General features: G+C 72.0%; 10 protein-coding genes. 2 read left to right on the plus strand and 8 right to left on the minus strand.

The genetic code is table 11. The annotated features are described in order from the left end of the window. Nucleotides 1-7: 7 nt before the first annotated feature. The 8 genes from ACXN5W_RS12040 to ACXN5W_RS12075 are packed head-to-tail and all read right to left on the minus strand — an operon-like array spanning nucleotide 8 to nucleotide 9,279. Nucleotides 8-1,759 (minus strand): 3-hydroxyacyl-CoA dehydrogenase family protein, encoded by a 1,752-nt coding sequence (locus ACXN5W_RS12040; protein WP_473158305.1) that lies wholly within the window; start codon nucleotides 1,757-1,759, stop codon nucleotides 8-10. A gap of 37 nt (nucleotides 1,760-1,796) precedes the next feature. Continuing rightward, the gene (locus ACXN5W_RS12045) at nucleotides 1,797-2,789 is read right to left on the minus strand and encodes an aldo/keto reductase (protein WP_473158306.1); all 993 of its coding nucleotides are present in this window, start codon (nucleotides 2,787-2,789) and stop codon (nucleotides 1,797-1,799) included. A 25-nt stretch (nucleotides 2,790-2,814) separates the two neighbouring features. Further along, complete coding sequence (locus ACXN5W_RS12050) at nucleotides 2,815-4,041, minus strand: beta-ketoacyl-[acyl-carrier-protein] synthase family protein (RefSeq protein ID WP_473158307.1); 1,227 nt, start codon at nucleotides 4,039-4,041, stop codon at nucleotides 2,815-2,817. Then, nucleotides 4,038-4,283, minus strand: a complete 246-nt coding sequence (locus ACXN5W_RS12055) for an acyl carrier protein (protein WP_473158308.1) — start codon at nucleotides 4,281-4,283, stop codon at nucleotides 4,038-4,040. The genes ACXN5W_RS12050 and ACXN5W_RS12055 overlap by 4 nt, the downstream gene beginning before the upstream one ends. Before the next feature lie 25 nt (nucleotides 4,284-4,308). After that, nucleotides 4,309-5,334, minus strand: a complete 1,026-nt coding sequence (locus ACXN5W_RS12060; RefSeq protein WP_473158309.1) for a beta-ketoacyl-ACP synthase III — start codon at nucleotides 5,332-5,334, stop codon at nucleotides 4,309-4,311. After that, on the minus strand, nucleotides 5,331-7,088 hold the full coding sequence (locus ACXN5W_RS12065; RefSeq protein ID WP_473158310.1) for an FAD-dependent monooxygenase: 1,758 nt from the start codon (nucleotides 7,086-7,088) through the stop codon (nucleotides 5,331-5,333). The genes ACXN5W_RS12060 and ACXN5W_RS12065 overlap by 4 nt, the downstream gene beginning before the upstream one ends. Further along, nucleotides 7,085-8,218: a ketoacyl-ACP synthase III family protein gene (locus ACXN5W_RS12070; RefSeq protein ID WP_473158311.1), complete on the minus strand. Its 1,134-nt coding sequence runs from the start codon at nucleotides 8,216-8,218 to the stop codon at nucleotides 7,085-7,087. Before ACXN5W_RS12070 ends, ACXN5W_RS12065 begins: the two co-directional genes overlap by 4 nt. Further along, the gene (locus tag ACXN5W_RS12075; protein ID WP_473158312.1) at nucleotides 8,215-9,279 is read right to left on the minus strand and encodes a ScbA/BarX family gamma-butyrolactone biosynthesis protein; all 1,065 of its coding nucleotides are present in this window, start codon (nucleotides 9,277-9,279) and stop codon (nucleotides 8,215-8,217) included. The genes ACXN5W_RS12070 and ACXN5W_RS12075 overlap by 4 nt, the downstream gene beginning before the upstream one ends. Nucleotides 9,280-9,823: 544 nt before the next feature. Here ACXN5W_RS12075 and ACXN5W_RS12080 point away from each other — a divergent pair. Then, on the plus strand, nucleotides 9,824-11,269 hold the full coding sequence (locus tag ACXN5W_RS12080; protein ID WP_473158354.1) for an MFS transporter: 1,446 nt from the start codon (nucleotides 9,824-9,826) through the stop codon (nucleotides 11,267-11,269). Nucleotides 11,270-11,366: 97 nt separating this feature from the next. Further along, nucleotides 11,367-12,047: an HAD family hydrolase gene (locus ACXN5W_RS12085; RefSeq protein WP_473158313.1), complete on the plus strand. Its 681-nt coding sequence runs from the start codon at nucleotides 11,367-11,369 to the stop codon at nucleotides 12,045-12,047. Nucleotides 12,048-12,172: the final 125 nt, after the last annotated feature.

Consider the following 12,172-nt stretch of genomic DNA (forward strand, 5'->3'; position numbering starts at 1 on the left):
CACAGGCCTAGCGCGGCGCGTCCAGACCGGGGTAGTCGCGCACACCGTGGCCGTTCTTGGCGCCGAGATATCCCGCGCTGACCAGCCGGCTCAGCAGTGGATGTGGCGCCAGTTCGGGCTCGTTCCGCTCCTGGTGGAGGGCGGTCTGCACGGCCAGGGCCACATCGGTGCCGATGACGTCGAGCAGCCGGAACGGTCCCAGCGGTACGCCCAGCCCGAGCCGGGCGGACCGGTCGATCTCGGTGCAGCTCCAGCCCTCGGCCAGCAGCCCGAGAGCATGGTTGAGGTAGGGGAACAGCAGCCGGTTGACGATGAATCCGGGACTGTCCCCGCATTGCACGGGCCGCTTGCCGAGTTTCCGGCAGAGTTCGTCGACGGTGGCGAGCGCGGCGGCGGCGGTGGCCGGCGTGCTGACGACCTCGACCAGCGGCATCACCGGAGCGGGGTTGAAGAAGTGCAGCCCGAGGACCCGGGCCGGGTGCGCGGTGGCCTCGGCGCAGCGGGTGACCGAGAGGCTGGACGTGGTGGTGGCCAACACGGTTGGTTCCGGACAGATCCAGTCAAGCTGGGCGAACAGCGGCTGCTTGACGGCAGGGTCCTCGACGACCGCCTCGATGACGAGCGCGCAGCCGCGCAGCGCGGTCAGGTCGGTGGTCACGGTCCAGGTTCCGGGGGCGGCGTCCGGGGCCGGTGCCACGCCGGCACCACCGGCGGTATCGCCCCCGGCCCCACCGGCGGTATCGCTCCCGGCCCGGCCGGCGGTATCGCTCCCGGCCCGGCCGCCGGCAGCGCTGCCCCCGGCCCGGTCGGCGGCGCCGAGCGTGTCACGGAGACGGCGGGCGCTCGCCTCGGATCGGGCGACCACGGTGGTGTCGTACCCGCCCTGGATCAGGGCGGTGGCGATCCCGGTGGCCATGGTGCCCGACCCCACCACGCCGATCCCGCGCAGGCCACCGGCGGCTGGCCGGTCGGTGCGCAGGACAGTGGGCGGGGCGTCGTCGTTCCGGCCGTCGGCGCGGTGGTCGTGGATCCGGCCGCCGCCCGCGCCGCCCGCGCCGCCCGCGCCGCCCCGCCGGTTCGCGTCCACCAGACCACGCAGCATGGGCGTGGCCCGGTAGAACTCGTCGCCGGTGCGCGCGTACAGCGAGTCCAGGGTGTCGAGGACACGGTCGGGGCCGATGTCGTCGAGCATTCGCAGCGGCCCCGTGCTGAAGCGGCAACCGAGCACCATGGCGGTGTCGATGTCGGCCGGGCTCGCGTACCCGCGTTCGACCATCCGGACAGCCTGGTTGAGCAGACCGGACAGTAGCCGGGTCAGCGGGGTTCCGACGGCGTCGGTGATCGGCGCCGGTGCCATTCCGGCCTGCCGGATCACTGTTCGCAGGCGTTTGACGGCACCGTCGTCGGTCCCGGCGGCGCGGATCAGCTCGGCCAGAGCGGGCGCGTCGGACGGCCCTCCCAGGGAGAGCCCGACGATCCGCTCCGGAGCGACGCAGCCGGCGGTGATGTCGGCCAGCGGGATCACCGACGTGGTCGCGGCGATGACCGTATCCCGGGAATACCGCCGGTCGAGGTGCCGGACCAACGATCGCTTGTCGGCCAGGCCACCGGCGGTGGCCTCGACGACCAGGTCGGCGGGGGGCGGGTCGGCCGGATCCGCGACGGCGACGGGTAGGCCGGCGCGGGTCAGCACCTGTGACAGTTGCCCCGCTGCGGGGCTGTGGCCGATCACGACGACGCGGGTGGAGGTGGTGATCATCGGGTTCTCCCAAGGGCAGGTGATGGCACCGGGTCGGTCAGTACCGGCTGCCGACGGGCGCCGGAAGCCGGTCGAGCTCGGCCAGGTCCTCGGCGGTCAGCTCGTACCGTGCGGCGGTCAGGTTCTCCCGTAGGTACTGTTCGCGCTTGGTGCCGGGGATGGGGATCACCTGCCGACCCTGGGCCAGGGTCCACGCGATCGCCACCTGGCCGGGGGTCATTCCGCGGCGTTGCGCGACCGTCCGCACGGCGTCGACGAGTTCCAGGTTGATGGACAGCGCGGTGGGCTGGAACCGGGGGTTACCGGCCCGGAAATCCCCCGGTTCCAGCTGTCCGTGGTCGGTGATCCGGCCGGTCAGGAAACCCCGGCCGAGCGGCGCGAAGGCCACGAACGCCGTGCCGTGTGCGGCGCACCAGTCGAGCATGCTGGGTACGGGCTCGCGGGACTGGCCGACCCGGGCTGGCCGGAGCGGATTCCGGGTCCACAGCGACAGCTCGGACTGGATCGCCGCCACCGGATGGATCCGGTGGGCTGCCTCGGCCTCGGCGACCGTGACCTCGGACAGGCCCAGGGCCCGGACCTTGCCGGCGGCCACCGCGTCGGCCAGCGCCCCCCAACTGTCTTCGATACGGACCCCGGGATCGACCCGGTGCAGGTAGTACAGGTCGATCACGTCGGTACCGAGCCGACGCAGACTGCGGTCGATGGCCGCGCTCAGGTGCTCCGGGGACCCGTCGCGGTGCATCCGTCGGGTCGGCAGATCGTCGACGACCAGACCGCCCTTGGTGGCGAGGACGACCTGGTCCCGCCGACCGCTGAGGGCCTGGGCGAGTAACCGCTCGTTGTGTCCGTCCCCGTAGACATCCGCGGTGTCCAGGAACGTGACCCCCTCGTCCAGGGCGCGGCGGATGACCGCGACGGAGGCCTGGTCGTCCCGGGACGACTCGGCGTACCCCCAGCTCATCCCCATACATCCCAGGCCGACGGCGCTCACCGACGGGCCGCCCGACCACAACTGTCGCTGTTTCACGTGAATTCCTTTCCTTCAGCTGGCCTCAGGGTGCGGTGAGCACCAGCGCGGCGTTGTGTCCGCCGAAGCCCAACGACGTACTCACCACAACCTCCAGTGGCATCCACCGGGGCGCTTGCGCGGCCACGTCGACCGGTACCTCCGGGTCGAGGTTCTTCAGATTGGCGGTCGGCGGTACGCAGCCGTGTTCGACGCACAGCGCCGCGTAGGCGGCCTCGATCGCCCCGGCGGCGGCGAGGGTGTGTCCGGTGACGCCCTTTGTCGAGGTGACCACGGGGTGCGTTCCCAGTACGTCGCGCAGCACCCGGGCCTCGGTGACGTCGTTGAGGGGGGTCGAGGTGCCGTGTGCGTTGACGTGTTGCACATCCCGCGCGCTGATCCGCGCGTCGGTGAGCGCGCCGCGCAACGCCCGGGCCATGCCCGCCCCGTCCGGATGGGGCGCGGTGATGTGGTGGGCGTCGGAGGCGGCGCCGTATCCGGCGATCTGGGCGCGGACGCGGGCTCGCCGGGCGGCGGCGTCGGCGGGACGCTCGAGGACGAGCACCGCGGCGCCCTCCGCGGCCACGAAGCCGTCCCGGTCGACGTCGAACGGGCGCGATGCCGCGGCGGGGTCGTCCCGGCGGGTGGACAACGCCCCCATCCGGTGCAGGGCGTTGACCGTGGCGGGGGTGAGCGCCGATTCCGTGCCGCCGGCGAGCACCACGTCGCAGGCGCCGGCGCGGAGCAGGTCCCGGGCCACGCCGAGCGCGGTGCTGCCGGAGGCGCAGGCGGTGGCGGTGACCAGCGTCGGACCGGCCGCGCCGCAGTCGATGGAGACCGCCCCGCTGACCATGTTCACCATGCTCATCGGCACCGTGAGCGGGGAGACCTCGTCCGGCCCCTCGGCCCGGAACGTCTCGTGCTGGCGTTCCAGCGTGCCGGTGCCGCCGAGGGAGTTGCCCAGGACGACACCGACCCGGGCGCCATCCCAACTCGCGGGGTCCAACCCGGCGTCGGCGACGGCCTGCCGGGCGGCGACCACGGCGAGTTGGGCGCACCGGTCCAGCCGCCAGGCCAGGCCCCGACCGAGCAGTGCGTTGGCGTCGAATCCCGGCACCCGGCAGGTGAAGTCCACCGCCGACCCGGCCAGGTTGGGATCGCTGGCCGCGGTCGGGGTGCCGGCCACGATCATCGCCCAGTTGTCGGCGACGCCGATTCCAGCGGGGGTGACCAGGCCGATACCTGTGATCGCAACGGGAAAGGTACCGGTCACGCCGTCACCACCAGCTTTTCCGAGAGCACCTTGGCGGCCTGCTCGATGGTGAGGTCGGGGGTCAGCTCCCAGTCGCTGAGGGCGATGCCGAGTTCCTTGCGCAGCACCAGAACGAGTTCCACGATGATCAACGAGTCGACGGCCAGCTCGTCGAAGGTGACGCCGGGTTCGATGTCCTCGGTCGGGACGCCGAACCGGTCGGTCAGGATGGTGGCGAGGCGCTGCTCGAGCGTGGTGGACATGGTGTTCCGCCTTTCTGCTGAGGGGTTACCGGAGGGATTGATCGGTGGACCGGTGAACCGTGATGTCCGGCCACCGCAGGACGACCGAGCCCCAGGTCAGCCCGCCACCGAAGGCGGTCAGCAGGACCCGGTGTCCGGGCTGGAGTGTGCCGGCGCTGGCGGCGTCGGCCAGCGCGAGCGGGATCGACGCGGCGACGGTGTTGCCGACGGTCTCGATGTTCGTCACGACCTGCTCGGTACGCAGTGAGAGCTGGTCGGCCACCGCGTGCAGGATGCGCAGGTTCGCCTGGTGCGCGACGAGGCGGTCAACCTGGTCGAGCTGCCAGCCCGCGCGCTTGACGGCGTTCCGGGACGATTCGCTCATCCGGAGCACCGCCTGCATGAAGACCGCTCGACCCTGCATGGTGAAGTAGTCGTCGCCGGGTTGCGGCGGCCGGCCGGCCGAGCGCTGCCGGGACCCACCGCCCGGCACCATGATCAGTTCTGCGTTCTGCCCGTCGCTGCCCAGGTCGAAGCCGTGCAGCGCGCCGGGCTCATCGGCGGTGCCACGGCGTACCACGACCGCACCGGCGCCGTCGCCGAAGACCGCACGGGTGGTTCGGTCGCCCGGGTCGAGGATGGTGGAGAACGTGTCCGCCCCGATCACCAGGGTGGTGTCGGCGATCCCGGCGCCGATGAACCCGGCGGCGGTGGCCAGGGCGTAGACGAAGCCGGTGCACACGGCGGCGACGTCGAAGGCGGCGCGGTCGGCCATGCCCAGCCGGGCGGCGACCTCCGGAGCCGAGGCCGGGCAGGGGCGGTCCGGGGTGGCCGTGGCCAGAATCACGGCGTCGGTACTGGTCAGTCCGGCCGAGCGCAGGGCCAGCTCGCCGGCACCCGTGGCCAGGTCGACGGTGGCGGTGCCGGGCTCCACGACGTACCGCTGGCGGATTCCGGTACGCGAAGTGATCCACTCGTCGGAGGTGTTGAGCTGGCCAGCCAGGTCGGCGTTGGTCACCCGCCGGGTTGGCAGCCAGGCTCCCAGCCCGGCGACGACGGCGCTGCCGGTCACCGGTCATCCCTCCCGGTCGTGATGACGAGCGCCGGTACCGGCGTCGAGTTCCGGGCGGCGGACGCCGGTACGGGGGTCGAGTTCCGGGCGGCGGACGCCGGTACGGGGGTCGAGTTCCGGGTGGCGGACGCCGACCCGTGCGATGTCGGTGCCGGCCCGGACGGCCGCCCACCGGCAGCCGGCAGTACGGCGCCGGCCTGACGCAGTGCCGCGATGACGCTGGCCGGTTGGGGGTACGGCTGGACGGCGGCGACGTGACCGTCGGGGCGTACCACGACGGCCAGCGGCCGGTCGCCGAGCACGCTCCGCAGCGGGCTGCCGGAGGTGATCTCGTCGACCCTGACCGGAGCGGGCACCGCCTCGTGGATGGCCCGGCAGGCGTGCCGCCAGCGGGAGTCCTGGCGCGGACCGGGCCACAGCAGCACGGTGTGGGCGTCCGGGGAGAGTTCGGGAAAGGCCCGGGCGGGATCGGCCGGGTCGGGTGTGGGTACGAACGCGGCCATCCGCATGCCGGGGCGCAGCCGCCGGCGTAGCCGCCGGCGTAGCCCCGTGCGGTCGAGCAGCCCCGCGGCCGGCCCGTACCGCACGTCGGTCTGGCTCATCAGCGGAGCGCCGAGCCGTTGCATGAGCCCGGTGTACGCGGCCGCCCGGACCAGGGTGTTGCGCAGCAGCACCCTGCCGGGATCACGCAGCAGACCCCACTCGGTCTGCCGGGCGGTGTTCAGCGAGACCCGGGCGACGTCGGCCCGGCGTTCGGCGTCGTAGCTGTCGAGGACGGCCGGGTCGAGCCGGGACCGGATCACCCCGCCGAGTTTCCAACCGAGGTTGACCGCGTCCTGGAGACCGGTGTTCATGCCCTGGGCGCCCGCGGCGCTGAACACGTGGGCCGCGTCCCCGGCCAGGAAGCAGCGCCCGACCCGGAACCGCGCCGCGGTGTGCCGGCGGGCCCGGAAGACGGTGGACCAGTCCAGGTCCCGCACCGTCCCGCCGGCCGGGGAGAGCCGGTCGATCATCTCCTGGAACACCCCCGCCGACGGTCCGTCCGGCTGGTCCCAGCGCGGTACGGCGAACGCGATCCGGAACCGGTCGCCGCCCAGCGGCGCCAGCCCGAGTGCGCCGTGCGCCGCGTACGCGTAGACCAGCGCGGAGGAGCCGACGGTGTCGGTGACGGTGCCGTCGCCGATGGCGAAGAGCACCTCGTTGCCTTCGGCCGGGAACGCCACGCCGAGCAGCGATCGGGTGGTGCTGTGCGCGCCATCGGCGCCCACCAGCCAGTCGCACTCGACCTGTTCCTGGTCGCCGTCCGGGTGGCGCAGTACGGCCACCGGCCGTTCGCCGGTGTTGTCCAGCCCGATCAGGCTGACTCCGGTCTCGACCTGGACGCCGAGCTCGGTGAGCCGGGCCCGCAGCACCGCCTCGGTCCGGTTCTGCGGGATCATCAGGCCGAACGGGTAGGGCGTGTCGGACAGCCGGCACATCTCGGCGGCGGCGAGGTGCCGGCCGTCGGCATAGAACCGGACGGCGTCGATCCGGTGCCCGGCCGCGATGAGGGCCTCGCTGACCGAGATCCGGCGCAGGAGTTCCAGGCTGCGTGGCCACATCACGATCGCCCGGGAGTGCGGGCTTTCCTGGACCGTGTTGGTGACGACGCGGACGTCGATGCCCTGGCCGGTCAGGTCGGCGGCGAGGGCGAGCCCGACCGGTCCGGCGCCGACGATCAGCACGGTCGGGTGGTGGGATCCAGTCGCGGTCACTGCGACACCTCTTCCTTGTCGGGGCCCGGGTACCGGTCCGGGGTGCGGCCGGGACGGGTCGGTGTGGTCGCCGGCGCGGCGACGACGATGCCGGTCCAGGTGAAGCCGGCGCCCGCGCTGAGCACCACCGCTGCCTCACCCGGGGCGAGGCGGTGCTCCGCTGCCTCACCCGGGGCGAGGCGGTGCTCGCCGGTCAGGGCGGCGAGATTGGCCAGGGCGTCACCGGCGCCGAGATGCCCGGTGTGCTCGCCAAGGTCGACACAGGGGGCGGAGGTGACCGCGGCGACGGCCGGGCCGTAGATGGTTTCCTGGGCGGTACGCCCGAGCCGGGGCAGCAGCACCCAGCGCAGCCGGGGATCGTCGGGGGCGAGTCGCGCGTCGGCCAGCGCCGCGCCGACCGCGGTCCGGATGCCGTGGGTGAGCGCCTCGACGAAGGCCTCCTTGCCGGTGGTCGCCAGGTACGCCTTCTTCGCCGCGCGTACGTCGATGACCTGGCCGTACTGTCGCGGCGCCGTCGAGAACGGCTGCTCACCCCGGTGCATGACCTCCAGGTCCGCCCGGGCGAAGCTGGAGATCGCGAGCAGGTCCAGACCCCTCGGGCCGGCATCCCCACGGGTGAGTACCGCCGCGGTGGCGCCGTCTCCGTAGATCACCCCGTAGTCCCCGCGCCACCGGTCGAAGCCGGGATCGCCGAAACAGTCGGCGGTGGTGACCAGACAGGCGCTGGTGCCCGGATCGGCGAGCAGGCGGGTGGCGGCCAACTCCAGGGCGGCACCGCCGCCGTTGCACATCTGCGCGATGCCGAGCGGGATGGCGGCGCGCGCGCCCAGCCGGTCGGCGACGTAGTGCGCCGGGGACCAGAACTCGTGTCCCTGGTGGTAGGTCCAACCGTGTATCAGCAGACCGAGGGTGTCCGCGTCGCGGTCGGCCGTCCGGAGCGCACGCTGCGCGGCGTGCACCGCCAGTTGCGGGGCGGGCACGTCCTCGGCGACCGGCACCCGCTCGTAGCCACTGGTTCGCAGGTCATCGGCGGTCAACCGCTCCTCGGCCACCGCCTGCCGCAGCGGCACGGTACGCGGTGGCAGCCAGGTCGCGGCGGCTTCGATGCTGAGCATGCCCGCGGTTCTCATCGCCGCACCCCGTACTGTCCGGTGCGCTCGACCCGGAAGTCGAGTTCGGCTCGGGCCACCACATCGCCGTACTGCTCGAATGCCACCGCCATCGTCGGTGTGTCGCCCCTGGGCGGAACCGGCCCGGACGACCGGGACAGCCGTAGCGTGGTGATCCGGTCCAGTTCGGCGTAGTTGGCGAACTCGGCCCGCAGCCCGACGAGGAGCGCTTCCTCGGGGCGTACCCGGTGGTCGGCGGCCAGCGCCAACAGCGCCAGCTGCCGGGCGGCCTCCATCATCACCATCCCCGGCAGGTGATCCTGGGGGTGGTCGAACATGCTGGGGTTGTCCACCGGAACCCGGACCGCCGCGTTCACCTCCGTGGCGGCGAACACCGGTTCGTGCAGCACCACGTTGCTGGGGCTGAGCCGGCCGACCTGGGCCGGTGTCACCCGTCGGCGTTCCGGCCGGGGAACACCGACCCGTCCGGCGATCACGTCCGCCGACGTGGGCACGATGGAGTCTCCGCGCCGCCGGCCGCGTAGCTGTCGGTACGCCGCCGAGTCCAGGTAGGCGACCTGAATCGACACGGTGCCGACCTGCCGCTCGGCCAGGACCAACCCCACGTCGTAGGTCAACGCGCGCAGTTGATCGTCCACCACCCGGGCGGTGTGCGTGTGCACGGTCAGCCGCAGCTCGGTCGGCGCCACCGGCCGGCGCAGGGCGTGCGGCGCGTCGATCCGCATCGACCAGCGGCGAAGGATGAAGTGGGTTCCGGTGGGTACGCCGAAGTACACGTGCCCGCCGTAGGTCTCGGCCTGGCGGGCGCACTCCAGCAGCAGCATCGGATCGATACCGGCGCCGCCAGCGGGATGGTCGGTGTAGTGGGCGTGGAACGGGGGGAGTTGGGCCGCCGCGATGTAATCTCGGTCGTCTATGCGACGGCTGTCGGTGAGGAATACCTCCGACAGGGCGTACCGGTGCAGCAGACTGCGGTCGACGGTGCGATCGAACGTCAGTCCGAGCAGCCCGGCCGCCGACGCGGTAGCGGTCCGAGGTATGGCCAGACCTTCAGTGATCATGGTCATCGTACTGGTCCTACTTGCGTGAGGGATGCCGGACGCCACATGGCAGACATCCGTGGAATGGGTCCGTCTGGGAATCAGAATTGCCGACCCTGATCGGTGCGTCCTCAGTGCGAACTCAATTGGGCCACCCGGTTCCCGGCAAAGGCGCTAGGGGAGCCGTTTCCGGTGCGTGGACGCATGGCGCCCCACTTGGCGGTCGGCTCGGGGCGGGGCGTGAGGCGCCGTTGCGGACCGTAGGGTGGTATTGGCGTACCCAGGTTAAGCCGACCCTGGATCAAGGCCGGGCGTTGATCGAGGATAGTGGGCGTCAAGAGTCGGGCAAGGCCGGACCAGCTGCGCGGCCGACAGTCGACTTCCGCTGAAGCCTATTCGTTGGCGTAAATGCGGAACTGGCTGGCGACTGGCTGGGTCCGGCTCGTCGGGTCGGGAGACAAGGAAGATGGCAATCACCGCGGACGCACTGCAGAAACGACAAGGAGAGCGCGTACGATCGGTCAGCGCGGCGGCGACTCTGATCGCTGTCGGCTTGGCCAGCCTGATGGTGCCGCTGGCCGTTACCGGCCCGGCGGTAGCACTGACGCGGATGGGTATCGATCTGTCCGCCAGCGGTCAGTCCGTGCAGTGGGTACTGCACGCGTACAACATCACTTTTGCGGCTTCGCTACTGGCCACCGGCGGTCTGGCCGACCGCGTCGGCCGGCGGCGGGTGCTGATCACCGGCACGTTGATCTACGCGGTCACCTCGCTGATCACCGCGCTGAGCACCAACATCCTCACGGTCGACGTGGCACGGGCGATTCAGGGCGTCGGTTCGGCCGGCATCCTGACCAGCGGTGCGGCGATTCTGGCGGCGACCTTCGACGGCCCGGCGCGGGCCCGGGCCTTCGGCGTGCTGGGCACCGCCTTCGGTGCCGGCCTCGCCCTCGGCCCCGTCGTGTCGGGCCTGCTGGTCGACCTGGTCAGCTGGCGTGCCGTGTTCATCATCAACGTGGCGTTCGCCGCGATCGTCGTGGCGCTCAGCCCACGGCTGGGGGAGAGCCGTAGCGCCGGCAGCCGGGTCGACTGGCCGGGCCTGGCCACCTTCAGCGGCGCGTTGTTCCTGCTCACGCTCGGCTTCGTGAAGGGGCAGACGGCCGGCTGGGCGAGTGCGCAGACGCTCGGCTCTTTTCTGGGCGCCCTGGTCGCCCTCGTCGCGTTCGTGGTCGTCGAGCGCCGCTCGGCCGCACCGGTCTTCAACCTGGAACTGCTGCGCCGTCCGACCTTCCTCGCGGTGATGTCGCAGCCGTTCACCATCGTCTTCGGCTTCGTGATCCTGGTCGTCTACCTGCCCGCGTACTTCCAGGGCGCCGACGGATACTCCGCGAGCGCGGCCGGCCTGATGCTGCTGCCGCTCATGGTGCCGGTGTTCGTGTTGCCGATGCTCATCGGTCAGTTCGCCGGCGGGGTCCCGCCCCGGGTGGTGCTGACGATCAGCTCACTGCTGATCGCAGCGGGGTCGGTGTGGCTGGTCACCCTGGAACCCGGGCAGGGCTGGGCTCAGGTCATCGGCCCGCTGCTGACCTTCGGGCTGGGCGTCGGCTCCGCGTTCGGGGTGATGGACAACGCGGCGGTCAGCTCCGTGCCGGTGGAGGACGCCGGGATGGCCGCGGGCATGTTCAACACCACCCGCATCACCGGGGAGTCCATCGCCACGGCCGGCGCCGCCGCGCTGCTCGGCGGGGTCACCCTGGCGCACCTCACCGGCGACCGGCTCGGGCTGTCCAACGAGCAGGCGCGAACGGTGGCCATCCAGTCGACCCAGGGCCGGGCCGGCGACGCCATCTCCGGGCTGCCGACCGGGTTGCGGGAGACCGTTCTCACCACCGCGCAGCAGGGCCTCACCACGGCGATGCACATCCTGATGCTGGTCGTGGCGGCACTGTCCCTGGTCGGCGCGGTGATCACGTTCCTGGGCATCCGGGACCGGGAACTCGGCCAGAACTGAGCAGCCGAGCACCGTCCGCTGGGCGGGTGGCGTGACCGCCCGCCCAGCTGTGCTCGCCAGGGGCAGTACATCCATCGCACAGCCGGAGGGAATTCAGGTGTCGGGTCCGCTGCGAGCGGCGTTCTTCGACGTCGACGAAACGATCATCACCGTCAAGAGCATGTTCCGGTTTCTCGAGTTCTATCTTCGGGCCACCGGCCGCCCCGGCGGGGAGTACGAACGGTTCGCCGACCAGCTGCGGCAGCTGGCGGCGACGGGAACCCCACGCGAGGAGACCAACCGCAGCTACTACCGGGCCTACGCGGGCGAACCGGTCGAGCTGGTGCGGCGCCTGGGCGAGGAATGGTTCCGCACCGAGCTGGCGGGCGGCGCCTTTCTGCGTACCGAGGTGGTCGACGTCCTGCGCCGACACCAGCGGGCGGGACACGTCATCGTGCTCGTCTCCGGATCCTTTCCGGCCTGCCTCGATCCGATCGCACGGCATCTCGACGTCTCGCGGGTCGAGTGCACCCGTCCGCGCGTGTCGGCCGGCCGATACACCGGCGCGGTGGACGTTCCGGTGATCGGCGCGGCCAAGGCCGAGGCGGTGCGCCGCGTGACGGCCGAGATCGGAGCGCGGTCGCAGGACTGCGTCGCCTATGCCGATCATGTCTCCGACGCGGCGATGCTGGCGGCGGTGGGCGAGGCGGTCGTCGTGGGCGACGACCCGCAGCTGCTCGCCGCTGCCGCCGTCCACGGCTGGCGTCGGCTGGACACCCAACCGGCGGCCAGTCACTGAGGCATCGCCGCCGCGTCATCGATCGGGGTCACTCCCCGACACGGCCACCACGCCGTGCGGACCAGTCTCGCCGGTGGTAATAGTTACCCGGGAATTCGGTAAGCAAAGGAACGCACTCAGTAACG

The organism is Plantactinospora sp. A48 (assembly GCF_055793945.1).

Bases quoted from the DNA above. Each gene is read 5' to 3' on its own strand.
- ACXN5W_RS12055 (WP_473158308.1), bottom strand. From the start codon at position 4,283: ATGTCCACCACGCTCGAGCAGCGCCTCGCCACCATCCTGACCGACCGG.
- ACXN5W_RS12070 (WP_473158311.1), bottom strand. From the start codon at position 8,218: ATGAGAACCGCGGGCATGCTCAGCATCGAAGCCGCCGCGACCTGGCTG.
- ACXN5W_RS12075 (WP_473158312.1), bottom strand. From the start codon at position 9,279: ATGATCACTGAAGGTCTGGCCATACCTCGGACCGCTACCGCGTCGGCG.
- ACXN5W_RS12040 (WP_473158305.1), bottom strand. From the start codon at position 1,759: ATGATCACCACCTCCACCCGCGTCGTCGTGATCGGCCACAGCCCCGCA.
- ACXN5W_RS12080 (WP_473158354.1), top strand. From the start codon at position 9,824: ATGGTGCCGCTGGCCGTTACCGGCCCGGCGGTAGCACTGACGCGGATG.